The organism is Acidimicrobiales bacterium, assembly GCA_030747595.1.
Lineage (GTDB): Bacteria > Actinomycetota > Acidimicrobiia > Acidimicrobiales > MedAcidi-G1 > UBA9410.
Genome location: JASLKK010000008.1, coordinates 84,662 through 108,973, shown reverse-complemented (window position 1 = coordinate 108,973; position 24,312 = coordinate 84,662). Strand labels below are relative to the sequence as shown.

The following is a 24,312-nucleotide window of genomic DNA, read 5'->3' as shown; positions in this document are numbered from 1 at the left end:
GGGTCATTCGAGGTCTTCCGTCGCAGGGATGTCGCCCGCCGGCCATCCGGGAACCGGTCCTAATGCGCGTAGCAGGGCACACGCTGCGCCGAATCCGTTGTCGATGCCCACCACGGTCAGCCCAGAGGCGCACGAGGCCAGCATTCCCAGAAGCGCCGTGACCCCCTCCAGTGACGAGCCGTACCCCACGCTGGTCGGTACGGCGACCACCGGGCCATCGGTGAGGCCACCAACCACGCTGGCCAACGCCCCCTCCATGCCGGCCACCACGACTACGGCGTCGGCCTTGTGAATGCGGTCAATGTCGGCCAGCAGACGATGGATGCCCGAAACACCGACGTCGGATAACCGGTCGGCATCGATTCCGTGGGCCCACAGGACCGCCGCGCACTCGTCGGCTACCGGCGCATCGGCCGTGCCGGCCGTGACCACCAGCACCCGGTCCCCACGATCGACGGCCCGTCGCCATACCACGGTGTGGCCCAACACGGTTCCCGACGCGTCGACGCCTAGCGCGGCGGCGGTCTGCACCTTGTCGGCCCGTGAGAGCACCACCGGGCCGGTCCCGTGGTCCAGCAGTTCGCTGACCACGATGGCCACGTCCTCGGCGGACTTGCCGGGGGCGTACACCGCCTCGGGGAGTCCCTGCCGGAGAGCACGGTGGTGGTCGATCCGGGCTACGCCTACATCGACAAAGGGCAGTCGACTCAGGCGTCTTACAGCGTCATCTGGCGAGATCGTCCCCTCCGCCACGCCGGCCATCAATTCGGACAAGGGCAAGTCGTACAGAGGCAATTGGTGCCGGGCGTCGGGATCCACGTCACTATCCTCCCCTCCCGTGGACGATCTCGCACCCCCGGACCTTTCGAGGCTTGCCTATCTTGGCCCCGCCGGCACCTTCACCGAGCAAGCTCTGTTCACTCAGGGCGACCTGACGGGCCTTGACCTGCGTCCTGCACCGTCGATTCCTGACGTGTTCCGCCAGGTGGTGGCCGGCGAGGCGGACCTCGGTTTCGCGGCGATCGAGAACTCCATCGAGGGCAGTGTCAACGTCACCCAGGACACTCTGGCCTTCGACGTCGACCTGCTGATCCAACGTGAGGTTGTGATCTCCATCCAGTTGAACCTGATGGTGGCTCCCGGCACCACCTTGGCCGATGTCGACCGGGTGTGTTCGTACCCGCATGCCATTGCCCAGTGCCGTGGATGGCTGTCCGAACACCTCCCGAACGCTGAAGTCCAGGCCTCCAACTCCACGGCCGATGCGGCGCGCCTGCTGGCCGCCACACCCGACGGCCACACCGCGGCCATTGCCCCAGGTCGGGCCGCCGAGGCCTACGGGCTTGAGGTGCTGGCCGCCGACATCGAGGACCATCCGGAGAACCAGACACGGTTCGTACTGGTAGCCCCCGACGGCATCCCGGCTTCTACCGGTCATGACAAGACCTCGTTGGTCGTCTTCCAGCGGGCCGACCGACCGGGATCGCTGCTGGGGATTCTTCAGGAGTTCGCCGCCCGTTCGATCAACCTGACTCGCCTGGAGTCGCGCCCCACCAAGCGAGGGCTCGGTGACTACTGCTTTTTGATGGACCTTGAAGGTCATGTGGCAGACGAGTTGGTGGCCGACTGCCTCCGAAATCTGCAGATGAAGCACGGAGAGGTCAAGTTCCTCGGGTCGTACCCGGCGGCGGGCACCAATGGAGCGCAGGTCCGGGCCGAGGCCACCGTGGCCTCCCGCTCGGCTGACGACTGGTTGACCGACCTACGGGGTCGCATCCGCTCCTGAGGGGACTGATCAGTCCCGGCGAGTGGCGGAGGGAGGGGGATTCGAACCCCCGGAGCCGTGAGGCTCAACGGTTTTCAAGACCGTCGCAATCGTCCGCTCTGCCATCCCTCCGTTGCGCAGCGTATCGGCGGGGGTCCGCGGCATCCGGGCCGCCGGTAGCATCCGGCCCCGAGGAGAGGTGGCCGAGTCAGGTCGAAGGCGCTCCCCTGCTAAGGGAGTATGGGCCTAAAAGCTCATCGTGGGTTCGAATCCCACCCTCTCCGCCAGCCGCCCACCGATTGGCCGTCACCACCTCCTGGTGGCTCTGGTCACCAGCGGTGGGGCGGGTTCCGGGTGGCTCGTACACTCGGGCCGCTGCGCTCGTAGCTCAATTGGATAGAGCATCTGACTACGGATCAGAAGGTTGGGGGTTCGAGTCCCTCCGAGCGCGCCACCCAGACAGGCCTCGTCGGTAATCCCGGCGAGGTCTGTTGTCGTAGGGGGCGGGGGAACTCGTCGGAGGAGGTTTCCTTAGGCGTTCGCCTCAGCCCGGACCTTGAGCATGGCCGCGAAGTCGCCGACCGGTCGGACCTGCGCCGTGCCAGCATCGATGATCGGAAACATGCCCTGAAAGACCTGGGCGGCGTCAAGTCTGGCCTGCCGTTCTAACCGACCTGGTCGGTGTTCTCGAAAGGCCCGAGCCCCAACTGGTCACGGATCGGTACGACCGGAGGGTTAGTCAGAGTACGCCGCTGCCAGTTCGCACCGTCGACGACCAGAGTGTGTCCAGAGATGAACCGGGCGTACGGCGAGGCCAGGAAAGTGGCCGCCCAGCCCAGTTCCTGACGCTCCCCCACCCGGAGGGCGGGCTGACAGTGATCCTTGTCGTGCGTCCGGTCAAGGTTGCCCCGGATGTCGTTGGTCATGTCCTCATGGGGGAACAGGCCGGGTACGAGACCGTTGACCCGGATGCCGGCCGGCCCCCACTCCACAGCAAGGGTCTCGACGAGATTCTTGACGCCCGCCTTGGCGGCTGCCGAGTGAGCGAAGCCCGGACCGCCGGTCCAGGCGTACGAGGCGCCCACGTTGATGATCGATGCCGGGCTGCCGGCCGCGAGGTGTCGCCGGGCGAACTCTCGGGCGCACAGGAATGTTCCGTTGAGGGTGATGTCGACCACGGTGCGCCAAGCATTGGGCGACAACTCCTCGGCGGGCGACGGGAAGTTAGCCGCCGCGTTGTTGACGAGGACGCCGGGTAGCCCGAAGGCATCGGTGGCGGTATCGAACGCCGCGGCGACCTCCTCGGCGTCACGGATGTCGCACTGGGCGGTGATCACGTCAGCACCGACCTCCTGGATGGCCGCCGCACCTGCATCAAGGTGTTCGAGCTTCCGGCTAGCGACCACGATCGAGGCGCCCAGCCGAGCGAACTCAACGGCGATTGCTTTGCCGAGGCCTGTACCAGCCCCGGTGATGAACACCGCCTCGCCGTCGAAGGTCCCAGCGGGCAGGGCGCTGGCGCCCAATGGTGGGGGCGCCGGCAACCCTGGGTCGGAGAGGTCCGTCACAATCAGCACCCCCGGTACCGGGGTTCCCGGTTCTCGTCGCGGGCCGCACGGAACTCCGCGAAATCGTCGCTGCGGTTAAGGAACGTCTGGTAGATCAACTCGTCGTCCATGGAGGTTCGTTGCTGGGGTCTTGCTAGGTGGGCTATGACCCGTCGGGCGAGTTTCACGCCAACAGCCGGCGCGGCGACTATCTGCTCGGCCATCTCCCGTGCCGTGGCCTCCAGGGTTTCCGGTGACACGACCCGGGACACAATCCCGTGGTGGAGTGCCTCCTCGGCTGAGAGCTGTCGGCCAGTTAGGACCATGTCGCTGACCAGGCCATGGCCGCACATCTCATATAGGACTCCCATGCCTCCGGTGTCGGGGATCACGCCGTGGCCCAACTCCGGAAGCATGAAACGGGCGTCGGCGGCGGCGATCCGAATGTCACATAGCAGGGCCCGTTGGAACATCCCCCCGATCGCCCACCCCTGGATGGCGACGATGACCGGAGCGTCGATGTCCCACAGTTGCTGGATACCCCGATGTCCTCGCACCATCAACTCGTGGTGGGCGAGTTCGGTCCGGTTCGTTCCTATGGCCGAAACATCCCGGCCTGAAGACCACGACCGGCCCTCGCCCCGCCAGATGACGGCCCGTACCTCAGGACGGCCCGCGAGTTCGCCGAGGATCTCGAACAGCCGAGCGTCCATCTCGTCGTCGAAGGCGTTGTGCTTGTGGACGTTGTTGTTCGTGATCGTGGCGATCGATCCATCGATCTCTAGCTGAACCCGGTCAGTCACGAACTCGCCTCCCGTTGTCACTCTGGGCCGTCTCCGTCGGCACTCTCAATAGTTCCGATGACCCTAGACCCGACTCCCGGAGGCCTCATCGGCGAGGCATCGTCCCACCCACCTACCCTCTTACTCCGAAGGTTGAACCTGGGGGGTTAGAGATGACCGACTGGCATGGGTTTTGTGATCGTCTTCGCGACCTAGGCGACGGCATTGTCGACATGCCGGGCGTGGATACCGAGCAGGATGTCGTCAACGGCCAGCGGCACCTGCTTGGGCTCTTGGCGGGTGCACTGCAGGAATCAATCGAGTTCTCCGACCGGGAAGTGCCATCGATCTATCGTCACAACTCGGACACCGGCCAGTGGGGGGCTCCGAGTCCCGACAACACGTACTGGCGGGCAAAGATTGAACCATCGGGCACCTACCGGCTTGATGGGAAGGTTCCTAGTGGGCGCCCGTTTCTGGTCCAGCTCCCCGAGGGAGAAATGCACCTCGGACAGTATGGATCGCATGGAGAGATCACCTCGGAGGAACTCTCAATCGCGGCCGACGGCTCTTTTGAACTGATCATCAGCGCCGAGCCCCATGACGGGGACTGGCTACGGATCGACGGCGAGGCAGACCACGTTTCCATACGGGAGTACTTCCTTGACTGGAACGTGGAGCCCGGCTGGTTTGTGATCGAACGACTCGACCGGATCGACACATTTCCAACGCCACCAACCCCGGCAGCATTTTTCAGCCAACTCGACCGGGCCATCACCTGGACGGAGAAAGCATTCACGTTCTGGCCGGACTGGATCCAAAGCCTCCGTCTCGGTTCTCCGCTTAACGAGGCGACCGCTCCACACTCCGTACCCGGAAGTGCCGACAATATTGCTTACGGCGGCATCCAGTTCGAACTTGGCCCCGACGAGGCACTCGTTATCGACCTCGAAACACCTGACGCGAAATACTGGTCGTTCGCCCTGTACGACCTCCTTTGGTACGAGTCACCAATGTTCGGCCAGCGCCAGACAAGCCTCAACAAGGAGCAAGTCGAAACGTCCGACGGCATGTGCCGGATCGTCGTCGCCCACCAGGATCCAGGCTGGCCGAACTGGCTCGACACCACCGGGCTCCAGCGTGGTTCCGTGGCCTATCGGTACGTCTGGGCGGAAACGAAACCGACACCGGTGGCGGAGGTCGTTCAATTCGCCGAAATTCGCGTCAACGGGGATCCCCAACATCGGATCGAACAACTCACCAACCGACGGTCGGCCACCCAGCGACGGTTCCGATAAGGACGCCATCCGGCTGGGGTGGCATACGGGGAGACAGCCAGACGCAGGGCCGTCGTAGAATGGGCTGTTCAGAGCACAACTCACCCGACTGGAGATCCCCGTGGCCCTACCTACGGATCAGAAGGTTGGGGGTTCGAGTCCCTCCGAGCGCGCCACCCACATAGGCCTCGTCGGGAATCCCTCTGCTCGGCATCACCGAGTAGCAGGCAGACGGAGCAAAGCCGATGACAGACTGGACCGGATTGACAGCGAGGACCGGCCGCGCAGGTCACGACCTCGTCGGCTGGCTCATGTGGGATCCGGTTGCGATTAGCGCCTACGAGGCCCTGGGCGTCCCGAACGGCAATGGCTGGATCCAGGCATGGCGACTCGCACCCCTAGGGGACATTCCTTCGGCCGCCGTTGCGGCGGCCACATACTCGATCAATCCACGGATCGTGGAAACCATCCTCGGCCTCTGGCGCAGCGTCACTGACGCTGAGGCCATCTGTGCAGTGCGCGATGCCGCCGTCGAACCCGGCCTGGAATCCATCGCTCCGGGGTTGAGTGATGCCCTCGCCCCACTGGCCAAAGACCTTTGGCGCGGTGCCGACGCCGTGCACCACGGAGCCCGTCCCCTTTTCGCGGCCTGTCGAGACCAGCCACGACCTGATAACACTCAACCCGCACTGTCAGCCTGGTTGGCGGCTAACTGCCTTCGCGAGCTCCGCGGCGATAACCACTGGGCCCTGTGCGCGTCTGAAGAACTCGATGACGTCGAAGTCGGACTTCTCCATTCGGCCATGGTCGACACCAACGAGTACGGCGGCGAAGAATGGATCGCCCGAAGTCGAGGTGCTGACGATGAGGCCGTGGCACGCGGGTGGCGCCGTCTGGAAGCGAAAGGCTTAGCAACTGATGGAGCCCTGAACCAGACAGCCCGTCAGTTTCGCCTCGAGCTAGAAGACCGCACCAACAGGTTGACTGAACCAGCGTGGCGAGAGGTAGGCGAGGCCGCCACGCAAGCGTTTTGTCAGGCTGTCGAGCCCCATCACGAAGCGTTCGTTGCTCGGATCAACGCCACCGCTGGTGAACGCTGGATGCCCGCTCTTCGACACCGCCCGACCTAACACCGGGGATCACGGCTTCACCCGTGAAGAAAACCTGGCCAACCTCAGTTGACGATGATGGTGGCAGTCATGTCGGGGTGTAGGGCGCAGAAGTAGCTATAGGTGCCCGGCGTCGAAGTGTTCAACTGCCAGTTGTCGCCGGGGTCCAGAAGGCCCGAGTCGAAGGAGTCGAGGACGGGGTCGTCAGGGGTGCCGGCACTGACCGTGTGGGGCACCGAGTCGCTGTTGTTGAAGTAGACGGCCTCGCCGGCGGTCACCTTGATAGCGGACTCGAAGGCGAAGTTGGTAATGAGCGACTGGCGGGCGTCCTCTGGGAAGTCGCTACCGCGCACCATCGAAGCCGAGCGAATGTCGGCGTCTCCCAGGAACGGGGTGATCGAGGAGTTCCACATCGAGAAGACACCCAACTGGTTGTCGTGGGCGGGATCCACCCACGCATGGAGCATCCAGCCGATGGCGTCGTGGAACTGCCCACCCAGGCCAGCACACTCCTCCCGGCTCACGAACTGGTCAACGCCCTTACGGTTGCCGCGGCAGAGATTGAAGTGCGAGTGCCAGTTGTCTAATCCGCCGGTAAAGCCTTCGGGGTGGTCGAAGCCGATGATCTCTGGCGAAATGACGAACGCCGTGCCCACCAGTTGCATGGGCTCGCCTATCCATCTGCCCTCCGAGCACTGGCCCAGCGCCCCATTCGGCAGGGAGTCGTCAGCCAGCGTGTAGAGCAGGATCTGTGGGCTGCCCGGGTCGAAGCCCCGTCGCATGCTGGAGAGGTTGTAGAAGTGCGATCCCATGTTCGGGGTCTGGATCCGGTCGGAAACATGGCCGGCGCGGCAGGCGTCGTCGACGTCCCTGTGCTTCTCCATGAAGGCATTCAGTTCGTCCAACTCGGCGACCAACGCGCCCAGTTCGTCGGGGTGCAGCTCCAGTTCCTCGGGAATACTCCCACCGCTCTCGTGTAACTCCTTGAGTTCAAGGTACGAACAGGGCAGGTCAGGATCCTGGCAGCGGACCTGGTCGCCGACCGGCCCCTCCACCAGCGTGGGCACCACGCCGGCAGAAGTCTCACGAAAGACATAGCGGGTGTAACCAGGGGCGCCGCCCGCCTGGGGGTCCAGGTCGTCTGGCAGGAGCCAGGCGGCTTCGACCTGCGAGAACCCGGCTGCCTCGGCCACATACGCCTGAAGCTGCTCGGCAGTCTGGACGGCGCTGATGTCGATGGTGGTGGGCGCTGCGGTGGTCACGGTGGTCTCCGCGGTGGTCACGGTGGTCTCCGCAGTGGTCACGGTGATCTCCGCAGTGGACGTGACCGGCGCCGCGGTCGTCACGGTGGACGTGGCGGTCGCGGTGGACGTGGCGGTCGCGGTGGACGTGGCGGTCGCGGTCGTCGCGGTGGTGGGTGCAGCCACCTCGCCGTTGGAGGCGCATCCGGCGAGGAGGGCCACCGTTAGCAGCCAGACGAGTCGTAGGGAATCCACGGGTTCTGTTTAGCACGAGGTCCGTCGGCGGATTGAGCGGTGACGGCCCAAAAAATCAGCTCTGAACTGCAAGTTTGCCCCGACCCAACAGACTTGCAGAGAAGCGCTCTGGTGCCCGGATCATGCTCTCCGCGGTGGGGAGGGTTCGAGTCCCTCCGGGCACGCCCACGCCTTCACAAGCCAGCACATCCAGTGGATTTGGCTAACCCTCTAAGTTTCTGGTCAGGTCACGTCATGCGACACGACGAGCAGGTCCGGATAATCAAGGAAATGTGCGCCCATCTCGACGGCGACACCAACGTCGATGCGGGCGGCCTGCGTCAAAACCCGACCATCACCTACACCGACCCCACCCAGGCCAACCGTGAGTGGAACGAGTGGTTCCGAGGGATGCCGCAACTCATCGGCCTGTCCGGTGACCTTCCCGAGGCAGGGTCGTTCCTCACCAACAACGACTACGGGACACCCATCCTCGCCACCCGGGGCGAGGATGGTGGGTTCAGGGCCTTCGTAAACTCGTGCCGACACCGGGGCACCATCCTCGAAACCGATAGCCACGGCACTAAACGTCGCTTCACCTGCCCGTTCCATGCCTGGAGTTACGACACCGCCGGGACCCTCGTAGGGATGCCTAAGGCCGCCCACTTCGGCCAAGTCGAAATGGAATGCCTCGGATTGCGCGAACTCCCGGCCGAGGAGCGACACGGGTTGCTCTTTGTGCATCCCCAACCCGACGGTGAAGTCGACCTCGACTGGCTACTCGGCGAGTGGTTCAACGACGAGTTCCCGACCTGGAGATTCGACGAACTCAAACTCCTCACCTCTGACGAGTACGACATCAAGTGCAACTGGAAGCTCGCAATGGACACCTTCGGCGAGACGTATCACTTCAACGCACTCCACTCGAACACCCTTGCACTCAACTTCCACGGCAACGTCCAGACCTACGACGAGGACGGGCACCTCCACCGAATGGTCCTATGCAAGCGAGCCATCGATCAAGTACGACAGCTTCCAGAGGAGGAGTGGGACGTCACCGTCGCCGGCCTCCCCGTCTACTGGCTATTCCCAAACATCATCCTCATGCCCTTCGAAGTCGGTGTATTCCTCGTCCGTGCCATTCCGACGCCGGGTGACCCGGGCCACCATGTCAGCAAGGTCGACTTTTACATCCGCCCGGAAGCCGTCGAGTCGAACGTCCTCGGCATCGAGGTACCTGACTTCGAAGCCTTTGCGACCCAAATTGCTCGCTCTTTCGGCGAGATCATCCGCGACGAGGACTACGCCATGAGCGCCAGCCAACAGAGGTCAGCTGACACCGGTGCACTCGACCAGATCGTGTTCGGACGAAACGAGCCTGCCCTGCACCACTACCACAACACCTATCGCAGCATGCTGGGCCAGGAGCTTCTACCACTCCTCGACAAGATCACCGACGACGGGTAAGAAGATCCTGAGCGTCACCTCCGGAGCATCTCGTATATGGGATTGGGTGTCGACCAGGCATCTAGAGCCGCCTTTTGAAGCGATTCACGCGATACCGGAGCGCTGACTACTCGTGCTCCAAGGAGCAAGTCGGCGTAACGGAACGTCTTCGGATTCATGAGTTCGATCACGACCGGGTTCTTCGGGTGGGAACGGCGGACTGAACGACAGGCGTTTCGTCGAGCTTCTGTGACCTCGCGAAATGAAAAAACCAGGACGTCGCTAGGCCGAATCCGCTCATCGCCGTCAGCCAAGACGTCATCGTCCTGGCACTCATAATCCACAACCTCAAAGCCCGACGCAGCCAAATGGTCCATGAGGGTGTCCCGTAGGGCATCATCAACTCCAATAACGACGGCACGGGGTTTGTCGGCAACCTTGGCAAACGAGTTGCCATCGCCGCAATCCTCAATAGGGATATCGGTGGTGGGGTCCATGGGGTAATCCTCGGACCGAGACAGTCACCGCCAACAGGGACCATTGTCACCTCCTCGAGATTCGGGACCTTGGTCCCGGTCCAGCGTCGGGGCGAATGCGATCTACCCGTCCTACGCTCGAGCCATGGAGCGAAGGACGTGGGACCCGACATTTGGAGTCTCGGTCGAGGAAGTCTGGGACTCCTCTCCGGACGCTCTCGTCGTCGTCGAACGCGGTGGACGGATCCTGGCCGCCAACCAGGCGGCCTATCTGTTGTTTGGGCACCCCGCCAAGACCCTTGTCGGGCGCTCGGTCGAGGACCTAATCCCCGAGGACCTCCGTAAGGTTCACGCCCACCACCGAACCTCGTTCGAGAATGATCCACTAGCTCGCCCGATGGGCACCGGCCTCCGCCTTCAAGGCCGACGGGCCGACGACACAGCCTTTCCAATACACGTGAGTCTGGCGCCATTGGATGGTGGTGAGCGCACGTTGGCCGCCGTGCGGGATATGTCGGCTTGGGTGGAGGCTGAGGAGCGTCTCCAGCACGCCGAACGGTCCCGTGATTTGGCCGAGGACCACGAACGCATCGCCCGCGAGCTCCATGACACGGTCATCCAAGAGCTCTTTGCTGCCGGAATCGGGCTCCAGGCTTTGCAAGCCACCTACTCGCAGCCCGAGCGGCTCGCCGAGGTGGTGGCTGCCCTTGACGGGACGATCCGCACTATCCGAACGGTCATCTTCGACCTGTCGTCGCCGGTCCATGCAAGATCAGGTCTTCGCTCACAAGTTGAGGCCCTAGTCGCCGATGTAGTGCGCACCCTGGGAATCGAGCCACGGTGCCACTTTCGCGGACCGCTCGACACCGGGGTCCCTGACGAACTGGTCGAAGAGGCCTTGGCCGTGGTGCGGGAGAGCTTGACCAACGTGGCCCGTCATGCCGAGGCGACAACGGTCGAACTGCGAATCGATGTCTCCGACCGGCTCACCATCGAAGTGGTTGACGATGGGACGGGGATCGCCGACGAGCCACCCCGACGCAGTGGCCTCGCGAACCTTGAGGATCGAGCGTCTCGCCACGCGGGGACCTTTAGCGCCTGCCGGAACCCGATTGGGGGAACAACTATCGAGTGGTCGGTGCCAATGCGGTCCGACGGATCTTGATCCGCTCTTTATTGGTGCCGCCGGTCAACTTGTTGACCGTCGGCGCTCGTCCAACCGGGCAGCGAATGCCGCGGCTTCGGTCCGGCGCGACATCCCCAACTTCCGTAGCAAGTTGGTGACGTAGTTCTTGACTGTCTTTTCTGCGAGGTACATGCGATCCGCGATCTCGCGGTTGGATAGTCCGTCGCCAATCAAGTCGAAGATGCGCCGTTCTTGCGGTGAGAGTTCCTCGACGGCTGCCTCGCCGCTCTCGCGGAGCCGCCGCAAGGCCAGTCGGGTGGTGCCGGGGGCAAGAAGACGCCTTCCCTTTCCGACCAGTCGGATCGCGGTGAGAAGCTCATCTCCCTGGACTCGTTTGAGGACGTAACCGGCAGCTCCGGCAAGGCTGGCCTCGACGAGGGCTTGGTCGTCCTCAAACGACGTGAGGATCAGGCAGGCAACCTTGGGGTGTGCGGAGCGGATGTCGCGGCATACCTCGACGCCGTTGCCGTCTCCAAGGCGTACGTCGAGAACGGATACGTCCGGTCTCGTCGCAGCGATGGCGTCGAGCGTGCCGGCGGCCGAACTGGACGTACCGACCACCTCGAGGTCATCCTCGGCGTCGATCAACGCAGTCAGGCCCCGGCGGACGACGTCGTGGTCGTCAACGAGGAAGATGCGGAGGCTCACGCTTTCGACTTATCACGTTCGGCCCGTTCATGTCGGGCTTCGTGGATCCCGTTACCAATTACCCCGCCAGCAAGGACCGAGACCCAGATACCTGAAAGGCCACCAAGAGCCAAGGCGCTCACCACCCCAGCTTCGGGGGCAACGAGCCAGGTCACCAAAGCAAAGAACCCGGTGATGAAGACGGCGGAGCCGAGGGTGGCAACCACGACGGTCCGGAGGAGCCGTTCACCGTCAGCATCGACGAGACGTGTTTCGGTTCGGTGGCCCGACAGGAGGTGGTGTGCGGTGTTCATGTCGACTCCAGGACCTTCATACCGACGCCGTGCAGTGGGTCGGTGTCTCCATAGATGGGTCGTCGTACCCCGTATGCCACAACATCGTCGCCCTCGAGCCGCAGGAGGATACGCGATAGGTGCTGGGTGGCTTGGTTGAACGACGGAATCCCATCAGCTGCGACATCGAAGGTAATGAACTGGCATGGGCAGAAGTCCAGGGTGGCCATGTCAACCCGGTACTCGTCAAATGGGCAGCCAGTGTGAGGACAGATCGAGGAGAAGCCAACGAGGTCGAGGTCAGGGCCGACTCCGTGTTCGACCGGCCGACCGATTCGCACCAGTACGTTGCGCTGCCCCTCCGCCGGATATTCGAAGGTAACTGGCTCTCCAACAACCAGTTGAGAAAGGTCTGCTACGACCACTTCGGCGAACCGGGCGGTCACAGCGGTGAAGTTGCCGAACCGATCCCGTTCCCAGGTGAGGGCTACCGGGGCGACGACACCACCTCCAAGGGTGGCACCAATGGCGCCTCCAGCAATCACGAAATCTCTCCTGGTGAGCGGCACGGTCTTCCAATCGGCGCACGGGTGGTAAATCAGACGGTACGGACGATCGTGGAAGGCGCTCAGGGTCAAAGGTCCTGTTGTGCGGAAACCACTCGAAGAAGCCCCATGAATCGGGACCTCTGGCCCTGAAAAGCTTCTTGGGCTATCCGTACCGTCAAAGCATGGCCAAGCAGAAGCATCGTCGACATGGCCGCGGGAAATCATTCCGTACCCCGCGGTTCAGTCCGTGGCCAACTGACCCCCGGGTCCTCGTCGAAGAGTCCGACGGAGCAGTGCGGTCATCCATTGTCCGACTGCTCGAAAGGGAAGGCTTTCAAGTAGTCGGATGTGGAGGCCCGGACGACAATGCGGGATCACGATGCCCGTTGATGAAACCGGCTAGTTGTCCGGCAGCCGCCGAAGCCGACGTGATCTTCTTCTCGTTCCCTCTATCCAACCCGACCAACCGGGAGATCCTCCGGCTGCTCAAGTGTCGACATTCGAACACGCCGATAGTCGTCGAGGTCCCCAAACCGCAGGTCGCGGTCCACAGCGAACTTCTAGCCGGTACCCACGTCGTCTATTCACCAATAACCCGACGAAGCATCACTCATGCAGTGCGGAAAGCCTGGGTGTCTCCACTACGGACCGTTGACTCAAGACGTTCCTCCACGACCACCGGGCCCTAGCGCTCTGACACTTGATTCATCAGACCCATCGTCCGTCAACACGGCGGACCAACCAATGGAGGACCTTCGGTGCCGACATCAAACACCCGCCACCTCATGACACGAATCCTCATCGCATCTCTGGCCTTTGCCCTCTTGGTGGCCAGTTGCGCTACCGACGACGACTCTCCGGCTTCTTCGACCTCGGCAGCCGTCTCCGGAGAACTCCACCCCACCCCGGTGGCCAGCGACGGGGTCTTTGTAGCTGAGATTTCTCTAACCGAGTTTGCCATTACCGGCACCCTGACCGTGCCGGCGGGTCCGGTCGTCCTATCCGTGACCAACTTCGGTTCAGCCGAACACAACCTCCAATTCGACAACGGGCCAGTTACCCCCATATTGGGCACCAACCGTTCAGCTGTTTTGGACTTGGGGACGCTACGTCCAGGTACGTATCCCATGACGTGCGAGATCTCCGGACACACGGAGGCCGGAATGACTGCCACCCTGACCGTGCTTGACGCCGATGACCCGGAGCTGACCACGGCGGCCTCCTCCCATGGAAATGGTGCCCACGGAGGAGACGTCGACTGGGCCGAGATGGACCGAATCATGTTGGAGTCGATCCGAAACTTCCCGGCCGAGACCACCGGCATCGGCAACCAGATCTTGGAGGCAGTCACCACCGCCGACGGAACCAAGGAATTCCATCTGACTTCTGCCATCACACCGTGGGAAGTCGAGCCCGGGAAGATCGTCGATGCCTGGACCTACAACGGCCAAGTCCCCGGCCCGGTCATCCGGGTCGACGTCGGCGACCGAGTTCGGGTGGTGATCGACAACCAGCTTCCATTGGGAACTGACGTCCACTGGCACGGGATCTCCACACCCAACGACATGGACGGCGTGGCTCCCCTGACCCAAGACCTGATCCAGCCGGGTACCTCATTTACATATGAGTTCACTGCCGAGGAACCCCGAACCGGCATGTACCACGCCCACCACATGGGCCACATGGCGATTCCCAACGGGTTGTTCGGTGTTTTCACCATTGGCGAACCGCCAGTTCCCCGCGGGAAGACGATCGGGGGGGTATCCATTCCAGCCGACCTCGAGATCTCGAGGATCATCCCGATGGTTCTTAACGACGCTGGGGTCATCGGCTACTCACTAAACGGCAAGTCCTTCCCGGCGACTCAGCCCTACGTCGTCACCGCAGGAGACTGGATTGTCGTCGACTACTACAACGAGGGGTTGCAGATCCATCCGATGCACATGCACCAGTTCCCCCAGTTGGTATTCGCCAAGGACGGATTCCCCCTCGATCACCCATACTTTGCCGACACCATCAATGTGGCGCCTGGCGAGCGCTACTCGGTACTAGTCCGTCCCGACGAACCCGGCGCCTGGGTGTGGCACTGTCACATCCTCAACCACGTGGAACGCGATGACGGGATGTTTGGCATGGTCACCGCGGTCATCGTTGAAGCTGCCTGACCGAACCTCCCAACGGATACCACTCCTCGACAAGATCACCGTCGACAGGTAGGAAGATCATGTTCGGCTGCACCGACTAGTAGCGCTAAGACCGTTCAGGCCGCCGACGTTGCACCGGTGAGATCAACGGCTTCGTCGGACTCCTTGACCGCCGCGTCGACCCTGCCACCGACCACCAGATCGAAGGCCTCGGCATCATCGCTCTCCTCGTCTTCGCCGGCCACCTGCCTGAGGCCGTCGGTGGCTGACAGAAGCGCCCCGAGAGTCTCGTCGAGCTCACGGTCAGCCCGATCACAGAGAACGTCCAACCTCTTTCGGGCCTCCAACAGCACCTGGTATCGATGGTTCGCCCATCCGGTTTTCTGGTCGACCGGTTCGCCATCAGATGAAGGAGCTTCGGTCGTTCCAGTGAACCCCATCGTCCGGTCATCCGCCGTCAAGTTTGCGGCGAACCGGTCGTTTGATGCGGCGTGGAAGTCGCTGTCCGCCAGACGCTCTTCCTCACCGGCCACGATGCGGTCCCGGTGGAGATCGGCGGCCCGCTGACGGGCCTCGTCGTAGTCCCGGGCGCGTGCCACCACCTGTTCCTCCTGGGTCTGGTCCGACTTCATCTCGGGTGAACTGGGGATCTGGGACATGGGGTTCCTCTGCTGTCTGGGTGGGTCCTCGAGGTTCGCGCGCGCGGACCATCGCGCGCGCGGACCCTCTGCTTCTAGTGTCTGGCTGTGACAATGGGGCCCACCGCCGCTGAACGAGAGGCTCTGGCCACCGGCTGGGATCCCAACCCCGCCCGCTCGATGTCACTCTCGACAGATGCCTACACCGATCCACGTTGGTTCGATGTAGAGGTCGAGACCGTCTTCTCCAGGACCTGGCAGTGGGTGTGTCATGTCGAAAAGGTCCGTGACCCCGGCACGTACACGACCACAACGATCGCCGATCGGTCGGTCGTCGTGGCCCGCGACGTCGATCACACCCTTAGGGCGTTTTCCAACGTCTGCATGCACCGGGCCCACGAACTCCTGACCGGCGACGGCACCGTAAAGCGGATCACCTGCCCGTATCACGCCTGGTCCTACGGCCTAGACGGCGGCCTCCTCACCGCCCCCCACACCGACCACCTAGTCGACTTCGACCCGGACTCCATCTGCCTCGATGCCCTAGCCGTGGAGGAGTTTGGCGGCTTCGTCTACGTGAACCTCGACTCGGAGGCCCGGGCCCTGGCCGAGCAGGCCGGTGATCTGGCTGCCGAGATTGCCCACTGGGCACCCGACGTGGCCGATCTCACCCACGCTCATCGCCTGACCTACGAGATTGCGTCGGACTGGAAGAACGTCATCGACAACTTCCTCGAGTGCTATCACTGTCCGGTCGCCCACCGGGACTTCTGCACGCTGGTCAATATGGATACCTACGAGGTGTCCACCCACGGGATCTGGTCCAGCCACATGGCTGAGGCTGGGCGATCCGACAACACCGCCTACCCGGTCGACGATGCCACGGTTACCGACCACGCCGTCTGGTGGCTGTGGCCCACCACGTGTCTCATGCGTTACCCGGGACGGGGCAACTTCATCGTCATGAACGTCGTACCCGACGGCCCAGGTCGCACCCGCGAGACCTACGACTTCTTCTTCGAGACCGCCGAGGCGACCGAGGCCGAGCTGGAGGCCATCAGGTACATCGACGACGTCCTCCAAGCCGAGGACATAGCGCTGGTGGAGAGCGTGCAGCGGGGCATGACCACCCCAGCTTTTACCCAGGGTCGCATCGTGCACGACCCGGCGGGCTCGGGGAAATCCGAACACGGCGTCCACCACTTCCACGGCCTGCTACTCGATGCCTACCGCAGTGCCGGCAGGTAACCGATGTCGGCCGACACCCGGTCCGTAGGCCAGCAGCCAGTACCAGTCCGGCAGCGTGAAAACGAAACCGTCGTCACACCGGGCCTCCCGTCCGCTCGTCCCCGAAGGTGCCGACCCTAGGCTCCCGACCATGTCGCCAACCCCCGCTGCTCCCGCCGCACAACAGTCCGACCTTGACTTCGCCATAGCCATCGCACGTGCGGCAGGGGCTCTGACCCTGGAACTCTTCCGTCGCCCCGACGTCGCGGTGGAAGGCAAGGAAGACGGCACCCCGGTCACCGCAGCCGACCGCGGAGCCGAACGTCTTCTCAGGGAACGGATAGGCGCCACGTACCCCGACGACGCCGTGGTCGGTGAAGAGGAATCCGACACCGACGGCACCTCGGGACGCACCTGGGTACTCGACCCCATCGACGGCACCCAGTCGTTCATCCACGGTGTGCCCCTCTACGCCAACCTCGTGGCCCTTGAGGACGAGCACGGCCCAGTCGTGGGGGTGATCAACATCCCCGCACTCGACGAATGCGTCTGGGCTGGCCGGGGACTCGGTTGCTTCGTGAACGGCGAACCGACCAGCGTGTCGGACCGCGAGGACCTCCATGGCTCCTGCATCGTTACCAGTGGCGTCGACTATTGGCCGTCAGCCGCCGCACTCGACGAGTTCGTCGGGCGCAACGCGGTGATCCGGACCTGGGGTGATGCCTACGGCTACGTGCTGGTGGCCACCGGTCGAGCGCACGCCATGGTCGATCCGATCGTGAGCCGGTGGGACGTCGCCCCCATGCTGACCATCCTCCCGGAGGCCGGTGGCGTGTTCACCGATCTGTCGGGTGCCGTGACTGCCGAAGGTGGGGACGCCCTGGCCACCAACCTGGCGCTCGCCCCCCAGATCCTCGAACTGGTCGGCCGCTGAAGACCAGTACCCAGAGTGGGGCACTCAGAACAGGCAACCAGAACCGATGCTCAGGAAAGGGCCCGCTCCCCCTCGAAGATCGAAGCCTTAAGATCCCGCTCCACCAGGTCCGACAGGAATGCCACCGGTTCGACCATCTCGGCCAGACCGGCCATTCCGGCCACGCGGTGGCGACCCGCCAGCAACCACTCCACCGTCGTGGCAGCCACTGCGGCGGCAGCCACTGCTGGTCGCTCGGTGGCTCCGAGCACGACCACGTCGCTTGCGTCATCTCGCCGACCCCGGACCTCGACCCGTACAGCACCCATCCCGCCCTCCACGTGCGGCGGAGACAGCATGGGTAATGGCGCCGTCAGGCGATCCCGGCGGGTAGCCGCCACCCGGGCGGTGATCCGACCCACCGTGGGCAGTGCGTGGTGCAACAACACCGGATCAGGAAGAGCCGCCCGATAGCAGTCCCTCGGTCCCACCGGATCGGGAAACCACGCCAGTTCACGGCCCGAGCCACCCGTCCGGCGGGTCCAGTCGCCCGCGCCGGAACCATCGTCCACCCGCCAGTCGTAGGAACGTCGACTGAGTGCCCGATGGTGGACCAACGCACACGCAGGTCCGCCCGTGCCAACCTTCGCCACGTGTACCTCGTCGACTTCGTCGAACCACGAGGCGCCATGGGCCGCCAGGACACAGGACATACCTGGTCCGAAGCCGCTGCCCACCGCGATCGGCACGCCGGCACGGGCTGCGTCGCCCGACCGCCGAAGCACCGCGATCGTCTCGGCTAGGCCGTCACCAACCAGTACCGCTGGCCGACGGGCCGCAATGGTCTCGATCACCGCCTCGAGATGGGTCCCCCTTGGCGTTGCCACCACGACCACATCGGCCTCCAGCGAGTCGGAGAACGGATGGTGTTCGACCCGACACCGGTCACCGAGGGATCGTGAGGCTCGAGCCAGGCGTTCAGCCGAGATGTCTCGCAGCAAGACCTGCTCGACCGCATCGGAGGACAGGAGTTGACGGGCCACCCGGGCGCCGACCGCTCCGGCCCCGAGGACCGCTACCCGGTTCATGAAAAGCGTCTCATGGGAGGTGGTTCACCGGAGGTGTGGCCCAGCCAGGGGTCGCCATCCGCCGGAGCGGCGCGCGATCCCGTCAGCTCCGTTAATGCGGAGGGCGGCGGCCACCGCGGCGGCGACGCTCACCGCGGCGAGGGCTCGTCGGATGAACTGCATGAACGTGGGGCTAGCTGGAATCGAACCAGCGACCTCACCCTTATCAGGGGTGCGCTCTAACCGACTGAGCTATAGCCCCGCAGACCCCGGAACGGTATCGGCGCCGACGAAGGCGTCACTACTCTCCCGGACCGCCCTCGGTTTGCCAACCAGTGCCGGTCACGGGGGTCTCGACGACGACATCACCACGCCGCAACTTCCTCTGTCGAACCGCGGTTTCCTCTTCCACCATGGTGAAGCGGATTCCCCCGGTCAGATCGCTGATGAGGTTGAAGAGCACCACAAGGACCACGGTGACACCGATACCGCCGACCACGAGGACCAGGCCACCCAGCACGAAGATCCGGAAGATCTGTGCCGAGTCGAAGGTGAAGGATTCGAGGGCGAATAGTTCCTCGATGAACGATTCGACCTTGCCGATGGTTCCCGCCTCGTCAGCCGCGCTCCACAGCATGCGGGTAGCGATGACCAGAAGACCCCAGACGCACAGGTAGAACACCAGACAGACCTTCAGAACCGACCACGGCTCGATGTGACGGACCAAACGGCGAACCCGTCGCACCCGATACCCACCGGTCGGAGCACCTGAAGCCCGTTCGACGACCGGGAGGGCCTCTGCCCGTGCCCGACCGAACCAGCCCTTCAGGACACGTGGACGTTCCCGTCGAAAGACTGGTGACACGTCGAGGTCGTCGTCATCGAGGTCCCCACCAGACATCTTCGCCAACAGGTCGCCTGACGACTGCTGCGCCGTCAATGCGACGTCGTTCTCGGTTCTTGCGTCAGCTTCAATGTCGCCTTCAGGATCGACCAAATCGCCCAGCTCCTCAGGCAGGTCCACGACGAGATCATCAGTCGACTCCTCCCCAAGATCCGCGAAGAGTTCCCCAGAGCGCGCGGCTGGGCGCGGCTCACTGGAATCATCGATGTCGTCGGGGGCCACGGGCCGGAAGTCTACGGGTCCGATCCCGGTCCAGCCGGACGGGCCGGCGACTGGGCCGTTGCCCAGGCACGAACCACCCGGGGGTCAGTTCTATTCGACGGGCACCTCTGGCAGCCCGTCAGCCAACTCTTCGGTGAACTCCTCGTCGGGTTCGCCGGCCGGTACGGGCGACACCGCAGCGACTTCCTGGCCATCGCCGGGGGACATGACCCGAACCCCGGTTGCATCCCGACCCTGGACCGAAATGTCGGTCGCGGGCATGCGGATGATCATTCCAGCCGTCGTGATGGCGAACAGGTCCTCGTCCTCGGTCAGCACCAGCGCACCAGCCACTCGTCCCCGATCATCGGTCGTCCGGATACCCCGTACACCAAGACCAGCACGGCCCTTGACCGTGAACTCGTCCAACTCGGTCCGCTTGCCATAGCCCTCGGTGGTCAGATGGAGGATCGTGGCGTCGGCACGGGCCACGCAACACGACACCAGAACGTCCTCGTCCCGGAATTTCATGCCCCTCACCCCGGCCACGCTCCGCCCCATGGGCCGCACGTCGTCCTCGGAGATCCGCAGGGTCTGGCCAGAGCTCGAGACAAGGAACAGGTCGTCGTCCCCGTTGGTGGGCACCACGGCCACCAGCTCGTCGCCGTCGTTGAGGCGCACGGCGATCAGACCGGCCTTCAACGACGAATCGTAGGCCGTGAACAGGGTCTTCTTCACCCGTCCGCTCCGCATGGCGAAGAACAGGAAGCGGTTCGACTCGTAGTCCCGGGTGTCGATGACGGCCTGGATCCGCTCGTCGGGCTGCAACGGGAGCAGGTTCACGATCGATGTCCCGCGGGCTGTACGACCAGCCGACGGAATCTCGTGAGCTTTGAGCCGGTATACCCGGCCCCTGGTGGAGAAGAACAACAGGTAGGCATGAGCGGTGGTGTGGATGAGGTGAGCCACCGCATCCTCGTCCTTGAGCTTTGCTCCTGTGACGCCCTTGCCTCCGCGCCCCTGGGTCCGAAACTCACCGATTGACATCGTCTTGACGTAACCCGAGGTGCTCATGGCGAACACCATCTCCTCGTCGTCGATCAGGTCCTCGATGTCGAGTTCGCCTGGATCGTGGACCATCTCGCTGCGCCGCGGGGTGGCATGTCTGGCCCGCACCTCGCCCAACTCGTCCTTGATAACGCTGCGAAGGCGTTCTTCGTCTCCGAGGATGGCCTCCAACTCAGCGATCGTCGCCTGGAGCTCGACCATCCTCTCCTCGAGGTTGGTCCGTCCAAGACGGGTCAGGCGGGCCAGCTGCATGTCCAAGATGTGGTTTGCCTGGACCTCGCTGAACTCGAAGTCATCACCCATCAGACCTTCACGCGCCGTAGCCCGATCCGCCGACCCCCGGATCAGGGCGATGATGTCATCGATCAGGTCGAGTGCCTTCAGGAGGCCTTCGGTTATGTGGGCCTCATCGCGTGCCTTGGCCAACCGAAACTCGCTGCGGCGACGTACCACTTCGACCTGGTGGTCGACGTAGGCCACCAGCAGTTCACGCAGGTTCAGAGTGCGGGGCACCTCGTCGACAAGGGCCACCGTGTTGACCGAAAACGTGGTCTGCAGCGGCGTCCGCTTGAACAAGTTGTTAAGGATGACCAGCGCCGGGGCGTCCCGCTTGAGCGTGATCACGATTCGGGTTCTTCCCTGCGCCGACTCGTCGTTGATGTCGGCAATGCCCTCAATCTCTCGAGCATCCACCAAGTCACGGATCTTGGACATGATCAGGTTGGGGCTGGACTGGTACGGCAACTCGGAGACCACGATCCGGCTCGACCGCTGGCCCTCTTCGATGTCGGTGCGGGCCCGCATCCGTACCTGTCCGCGGCCGGTCCGGTAGGCCTCGCGGATACCGGACCGCCCCAGGATCAGGGCCCCGGTTGGGAAGTCCGGTGCAGGCAAGTGTTCCATCAGGTCATCCGGCGTGGCGTCCGGATGGTCGATGAGGTGGATCGTGGCATCGATCACCTCACCCAGATTGTGGGTCGGAATGTTGGTCGCCATGCCTACCGCAATGCCCTGGCTGCCGTTTACCAGAAGGTTCGGAAAGCGGGCCGGAAGGACCACCGGCTCGGTGAATTCACCCGAGTAGTTCTCCGTGAAATCAACGGTGTCCTCGTCGATCCCGGCCAGGAGGTCCAGGGCGATCGGATCGAGGCGACATTCGGTGTAACGGGCCGCGGCGGCCGCGTCGTCCGGCGAATAGCCGAAGTTTCCCTTCGGGTGCACGACCGGGTGACGCAGGCTGAAGTTCTGTCCCATGCGAACCAGGGCGTCGTAGATGGCTAGATCCCCATGGGGGTGGTACTTACCCATGACTTCGCCGGTGACGCGGGCGCACTTCATGGTCGGCCGATCCGGCCGGGCTCCAAGGTCGTACATGCCCCAGAGGATTCGTCGGTGCACCGGCTTGAGACCGTCCCGTGCGTCGGGAAGAGCCCGCGACACGATGACCGACATGGCGTAGTCCAAGAAAGACTGCTCCATCTCCTCCTGGATCTCGATGGGCTGGATGAATCCCAGCGTCGGTGCCTCGTCACCCGGAGCAGCCACGTCTGTCGTCGGGACGTCCGTCTCGTCAGCCACTAGATGTCCAAGAACCGGACATCGCGGGCATTGGTCTGGATGAAGCGCTTACGGCTCTCCACGTCCTCGCCCATGAGCGTCGAGAAGACCTCGTCGGCAATGGCCAGCATCTCGACGGTCACCTGCAGAAGACTCCGACGGGACGGATCCATGGTGGTCTCCTTGAGTTCGTCGAAGTCCATCTCGCCAAGGCCCTTGAGACGTTGGAACTCCCGCTTGTGGCTGGGATTCTCGACCAAGAACGCCTCCTTGGCGTGGTCGTCCTTCAGGTAGACCTTCTCGCGCCCCACCACCGTGGAATACAGCGGAGGTTGGGCGATGTAGACGTGTCCGGCCTCGACCATCGGCCGCATCTGACGGAAAAAGAAGGTCAGTAGAAGCGTGCGGATGTGGCTGCCGTCTACGTCCGCGTCACACAGCAGGATCACCTTGTGGTAGCGGATGCGACCGACGTCGAAGTCGTCGCCGAAGCCGCTACCAATAGCCTGGATCAGCGTTTGGATCTCGTTGTTCTTGAGCATCCGGTCAGCACGGGCACGCTCGACATTGAGGATCTTTCCCCGGATGGGAAGAATGGCCATGGTGCGGGGGTCGCGTGCCTGTACCGCTGAACCGCCAGCCGAATCGCCCTCCACGATGAAAAGTTCGGATTCCCGCGGATCTTTGGATGCACAGTCCTTGAGCTTGTCGGGCATGCCGGCGCCGTCCAACGCCGACTTCCGGCGGGCTGACTTGCGTGCATCCTGAGCGGCTACCCGAGCCCGCTGGGCGTTGATTGCCTTCTGGACAATTGCCTTGGCTTCCGGGGGGTGTTCCTCCAGCCAGTCGGCCAACCGGTCATTGGTGGTCCGTTGCACCAGCGATCGCATTTCGACGTTTCCCAGCTTGGACTTGGTCTGACCCTCGAACTGCGGATCAGACAGGCGGACGCTGACGATGGCGGTCAGCCCCTCGCGAATGTCCTCGCCTTGGAGGTTGTCGTCGTTCTCCTTGAGGAGGTTCCTCTTCTTGGCATAGCGGTTCATCACCGCTGTCAACGCGCTACGAAATCCCTCCTCGTGCATCCCCCCCTCGAGGGTGTTGATGCCGTTGGCGAAGGAGTGGAGACCATCGGAGTTGAAGCCGGTATTCCACTGGAAGGCCACCTCGACCTCCTGCCCGTCCTCGATGCCTTCGATGTAGCCGACCTCGGAAAACAAGGACTCCTTAGAGGCATTCACGTGGGCCACGAAGTCGCGGATGCCCCCCTCGTACTGGTAGTCCACCTCACCACGGTTCTCGTCCGTCCGTTCGTCTCGCAATCGAATCCGTAGACCCCGGTTCAGGAACGCCATCATCTGGAAGCGCTCAGACAAGGTTTGGAAACGGAATCGAGTCTCGTCAAAGATCGATTCGTCCGGCCAGAAGCGAACGGTGGTGCCGGTCCTTCCATCGGGTGAATCGCCGCTCACCGCCAGACGGGTCTCCAGTCGACCGCCTTCCACGAAATCCATGTAGTGCCGACTGCCATCACGATCAATCTCCACCTCGACCCTGGACGACAACGCATTGACCACCGAGATGCCGACGCCGTGGAGCCCGCCGGACACCTTGTATCCCTCGCCCCCAAACTTGCCTCCGGCGTGGAGCACCGTGAGCACGACCTCGGCGGCCGTGAGCTCTTCATACTGGTGGTGGAGGCCGACGGGAATTCCCCGACCATCATCTGAAACCTCACACGACCCGTCCTCGCTGAGGGTCACCTCGATGGTCGTGCAGTGGCCAGCCATCGCTTCGTCAACCGAGTTGTCTACGACCTCCCACACCAAGTGGTGGAGGCCGGTGGGACCCGTCGATCCGATGTACATGCCAGGCCGTTTCCGGACGGCTTCGAGGCCCTCAAGGACGGTGATATCGGCTGCGCCGTAGGACGTCTCTGCGGTAGTCAAGGGAGCCGTTCCCCTTGGATCGTCGGGTCGGGGAAGAAAGGTGCCAAAAGACGGGTCAAAGCGGTATAAAACCGCAGGTCAGAGCGCATCTTCACGGTTTGACCAGACTACCA

22 protein-coding genes and 4 tRNA genes are annotated in these 24,312 nt (G+C 63.4%); 10 read left to right on the top strand and 16 right to left on the bottom strand.

Going from position 1 to position 24,312, the window contains the following annotated elements; translation table 11 throughout:
• Nucleotides 1–3: 3 nt before the first annotated feature.
• Nucleotides 4–819, bottom strand: coding sequence for a nickel pincer cofactor biosynthesis protein LarB (gene larB, locus QF777_08045; protein MDP6911499.1), 816 nt, complete (start codon nucleotides 817–819; stop codon nucleotides 4–6).
• Between the two features lie 19 nt (nucleotides 820–838).
• On the opposite strand from larB, the gene pheA reads away from it, so the two are divergent.
• Nucleotides 839–1,786 (top strand): prephenate dehydratase, encoded by a 948-nt coding sequence (pheA, locus tag QF777_08040; protein ID MDP6911498.1) that lies wholly within the window; start codon nucleotides 839–841, stop codon nucleotides 1,784–1,786.
• A gap of 23 nt (nucleotides 1,787–1,809) precedes the next feature.
• On the opposite strand, the gene QF777_08035 is transcribed toward pheA, so the two are convergent.
• Nucleotides 1,810–1,897, bottom strand: a tRNA-Ser gene (locus tag QF777_08035).
• A 61-nt stretch (nucleotides 1,898–1,958) separates the two neighbouring features.
• Here QF777_08035 and QF777_08030 point away from each other — a divergent pair.
• Nucleotides 1,959–2,052, top strand: a tRNA-Ser gene (locus QF777_08030).
• 90 nt (nucleotides 2,053–2,142) lie between these two features.
• Nucleotides 2,143–2,219, top strand: a tRNA-Arg gene (locus QF777_08025).
• A gap of 211 nt (nucleotides 2,220–2,430) precedes the next feature.
• Here QF777_08025 and QF777_08020 read toward each other — a convergent pair.
• Together QF777_08020 and QF777_08015 are read right to left on the bottom strand one after the other, a co-directional pair.
• Nucleotides 2,431–3,342, bottom strand: a complete 912-nt coding sequence (locus tag QF777_08020; GenBank protein MDP6911497.1) for an SDR family oxidoreductase — start codon at nucleotides 3,340–3,342, stop codon at nucleotides 2,431–2,433.
• Entirely contained in the window at nucleotides 3,336–4,115 is a 780-nt protein-coding gene (locus QF777_08015; protein ID MDP6911496.1) for an enoyl-CoA hydratase/isomerase family protein, read from the bottom strand. Before QF777_08015 ends, QF777_08020 begins: the two co-directional genes overlap by 7 nt.
• A 152-nt stretch (nucleotides 4,116–4,267) precedes the next feature.
• On the opposite strand from QF777_08015, the gene QF777_08010 reads away from it, so the two are divergent.
• On the top strand, nucleotides 4,268–5,392 hold the full coding sequence (locus QF777_08010) for a DUF1214 domain-containing protein (protein ID MDP6911495.1): 1,125 nt from the start codon (nucleotides 4,268–4,270) through the stop codon (nucleotides 5,390–5,392).
• Between the two features lie 224 nt (nucleotides 5,393–5,616).
• On the top strand, nucleotides 5,617–6,501 hold the full coding sequence (locus QF777_08005; GenBank protein MDP6911494.1) for a hypothetical protein: 885 nt from the start codon (nucleotides 5,617–5,619) through the stop codon (nucleotides 6,499–6,501).
• A gap of 44 nt (nucleotides 6,502–6,545) precedes the next feature.
• On the opposite strand, the gene QF777_08000 is transcribed toward QF777_08005, so the two are convergent.
• Nucleotides 6,546–7,976, bottom strand: a complete 1,431-nt coding sequence (locus QF777_08000) for a hypothetical protein (protein MDP6911493.1) — start codon at nucleotides 7,974–7,976, stop codon at nucleotides 6,546–6,548.
• Between the two features lie 234 nt (nucleotides 7,977–8,210).
• Between QF777_08000 and QF777_07995 the strand changes: the two genes are divergently transcribed.
• Entirely contained in the window at nucleotides 8,211–9,422 is a 1,212-nt protein-coding gene (locus QF777_07995; protein MDP6911492.1) for an aromatic ring-hydroxylating dioxygenase subunit alpha, read from the top strand.
• A gap of 14 nt (nucleotides 9,423–9,436) precedes the next feature.
• Here the strand turns inward: QF777_07995 and QF777_07990 are convergent, their stop codons facing one another.
• A complete protein-coding gene (locus QF777_07990) occupies nucleotides 9,437–9,898 on the bottom strand; it encodes a hypothetical protein (GenBank protein MDP6911491.1) in 462 nt (153 codons plus the stop codon).
• A 124-nt stretch (nucleotides 9,899–10,022) separates the two neighbouring features.
• Between QF777_07990 and QF777_07985 the strand changes: the two genes are divergently transcribed.
• On the top strand, nucleotides 10,023–11,042 hold the full coding sequence (locus QF777_07985) for a PAS domain S-box protein (protein MDP6911490.1): 1,020 nt from the start codon (nucleotides 10,023–10,025) through the stop codon (nucleotides 11,040–11,042).
• Between the two features lie 24 nt (nucleotides 11,043–11,066).
• Here QF777_07985 and QF777_07980 read toward each other — a convergent pair whose 3' ends face one another.
• The 3 genes from QF777_07980 to QF777_07970 are packed head-to-tail and all read right to left on the bottom strand — an operon-like array spanning nucleotide 11,067 to nucleotide 12,528.
• The gene (locus QF777_07980; protein ID MDP6911489.1) at nucleotides 11,067–11,711 is read right to left on the bottom strand and encodes a response regulator transcription factor; all 645 of its coding nucleotides are present in this window, start codon (nucleotides 11,709–11,711) and stop codon (nucleotides 11,067–11,069) included.
• Complete coding sequence (locus QF777_07975; protein ID MDP6911488.1) at nucleotides 11,708–12,004, bottom strand: hypothetical protein; 297 nt, start codon at nucleotides 12,002–12,004, stop codon at nucleotides 11,708–11,710. Before QF777_07975 ends, QF777_07980 begins: the two co-directional genes overlap by 4 nt.
• Entirely contained in the window at nucleotides 12,001–12,528 is a 528-nt protein-coding gene (locus QF777_07970; protein MDP6911487.1) for an arsenate reductase (azurin) small subunit, read from the bottom strand. Before QF777_07970 ends, QF777_07975 begins: the two co-directional genes overlap by 4 nt.
• 761 nt (nucleotides 12,529–13,289) lie before the next feature.
• Between QF777_07970 and QF777_07965 the strand changes: the two genes are divergently transcribed.
• A complete protein-coding gene (locus QF777_07965; GenBank protein ID MDP6911486.1) occupies nucleotides 13,290–14,696 on the top strand; it encodes a multicopper oxidase domain-containing protein in 1,407 nt (468 codons plus the stop codon).
• Nucleotides 14,697–14,791: 95 nt separating this feature from the next.
• Here the strand turns inward: QF777_07965 and QF777_07960 are convergent, their stop codons facing one another.
• The gene (locus QF777_07960) at nucleotides 14,792–15,334 is read right to left on the bottom strand and encodes a hypothetical protein (GenBank protein MDP6911485.1); all 543 of its coding nucleotides are present in this window, start codon (nucleotides 15,332–15,334) and stop codon (nucleotides 14,792–14,794) included.
• A gap of 93 nt (nucleotides 15,335–15,427) precedes the next feature.
• Between QF777_07960 and QF777_07955 the strand changes: the two genes are divergently transcribed.
• Both QF777_07955 and QF777_07950 read left to right on the top strand, forming a co-directional pair.
• Nucleotides 15,428–16,561 carry a ring-hydroxylating oxygenase subunit alpha gene (locus QF777_07955; GenBank protein MDP6911484.1) on the top strand — a complete coding sequence of 378 codons (1,134 nt, stop codon included), beginning with the start codon at nucleotides 15,428–15,430 and terminating at the stop codon, nucleotides 16,559–16,561.
• Between the two features lie 130 nt (nucleotides 16,562–16,691).
• Nucleotides 16,692–17,474, top strand: a complete 783-nt coding sequence (locus QF777_07950; GenBank protein MDP6911483.1) for an inositol monophosphatase family protein — start codon at nucleotides 16,692–16,694, stop codon at nucleotides 17,472–17,474.
• Nucleotides 17,475–17,524: 50 nt separating this feature from the next.
• Here the strand turns inward: QF777_07950 and QF777_07945 are convergent, their stop codons facing one another.
• The 6 genes from QF777_07945 to gyrB form a co-directional block, all read right to left on the bottom strand.
• Entirely contained in the window at nucleotides 17,525–18,541 is a 1,017-nt protein-coding gene (locus QF777_07945) for a Gfo/Idh/MocA family oxidoreductase (protein ID MDP6911482.1), read from the bottom strand.
• A 24-nt stretch (nucleotides 18,542–18,565) separates the two neighbouring features.
• Nucleotides 18,566–18,703 (bottom strand): hypothetical protein, encoded by a 138-nt coding sequence (locus tag QF777_07940; protein MDP6911481.1) that lies wholly within the window; start codon nucleotides 18,701–18,703, stop codon nucleotides 18,566–18,568.
• Nucleotides 18,704–18,708: 5 nt separating this feature from the next.
• Nucleotides 18,709–18,782: transfer RNA gene (locus QF777_07935), tRNA-Ile, on the bottom strand.
• 39 nt (nucleotides 18,783–18,821) lie between these two features.
• A complete protein-coding gene (locus QF777_07930; GenBank protein MDP6911480.1) occupies nucleotides 18,822–19,646 on the bottom strand; it encodes a DUF3566 domain-containing protein in 825 nt (274 codons plus the stop codon).
• Nucleotides 19,647–19,736: 90 nt separating this feature from the next.
• On the bottom strand, nucleotides 19,737–22,271 hold the full coding sequence (gyrA, locus tag QF777_07925; GenBank protein MDP6911479.1) for a DNA gyrase subunit A: 2,535 nt from the start codon (nucleotides 22,269–22,271) through the stop codon (nucleotides 19,737–19,739).
• Nucleotides 22,271–24,199: a DNA topoisomerase (ATP-hydrolyzing) subunit B gene (gene gyrB / locus QF777_07920; protein ID MDP6911478.1), complete on the bottom strand. Its 1,929-nt coding sequence runs from the start codon at nucleotides 24,197–24,199 to the stop codon at nucleotides 22,271–22,273. The genes gyrA and gyrB overlap by 1 nt, the downstream gene beginning before the upstream one ends.
• Between the last annotated feature and the right edge of the window lie 113 nt (nucleotides 24,200–24,312).

What these genes read in the sequence shown, in the direction of transcription:
- QF777_08010 (MDP6911495.1), top strand. Translation starts at nt 4,268, where the DNA reads ATGACCGACTGGCATGGGTTTTGTGATCGTCTTCGCGACCTAGGCGAC.
- QF777_08005 (MDP6911494.1), top strand. Translation starts at nt 5,617, where the DNA reads ATGACAGACTGGACCGGATTGACAGCGAGGACCGGCCGCGCAGGTCAC.
- QF777_07995 (MDP6911492.1), top strand. Translation starts at nt 8,211, where the DNA reads ATGCGACACGACGAGCAGGTCCGGATAATCAAGGAAATGTGCGCCCAT.
- QF777_07990 (MDP6911491.1), bottom strand. Translation starts at nt 9,898, where the DNA reads ATGGACCCCACCACCGATATCCCTATTGAGGATTGCGGCGATGGCAAC.
- QF777_07985 (MDP6911490.1), top strand. Translation starts at nt 10,023, where the DNA reads ATGGAGCGAAGGACGTGGGACCCGACATTTGGAGTCTCGGTCGAGGAA.
- QF777_07975 (MDP6911488.1), bottom strand. Translation starts at nt 12,004, where the DNA reads ATGAACACCGCACACCACCTCCTGTCGGGCCACCGAACCGAAACACGT.
- QF777_07960 (MDP6911485.1), bottom strand. Translation starts at nt 15,334, where the DNA reads ATGTCCCAGATCCCCAGTTCACCCGAGATGAAGTCGGACCAGACCCAG.
- QF777_07955 (MDP6911484.1), top strand. Translation starts at nt 15,428, where the DNA reads ATGGGGCCCACCGCCGCTGAACGAGAGGCTCTGGCCACCGGCTGGGAT.
- QF777_07950 (MDP6911483.1), top strand. Translation starts at nt 16,692, where the DNA reads ATGTCGCCAACCCCCGCTGCTCCCGCCGCACAACAGTCCGACCTTGAC.
- QF777_07945 (MDP6911482.1), bottom strand. Translation starts at nt 18,541, where the DNA reads ATGAACCGGGTAGCGGTCCTCGGGGCCGGAGCGGTCGGCGCCCGGGTG.
- QF777_07940 (MDP6911481.1), bottom strand. Translation starts at nt 18,703, where the DNA reads ATGCAGTTCATCCGACGAGCCCTCGCCGCGGTGAGCGTCGCCGCCGCG.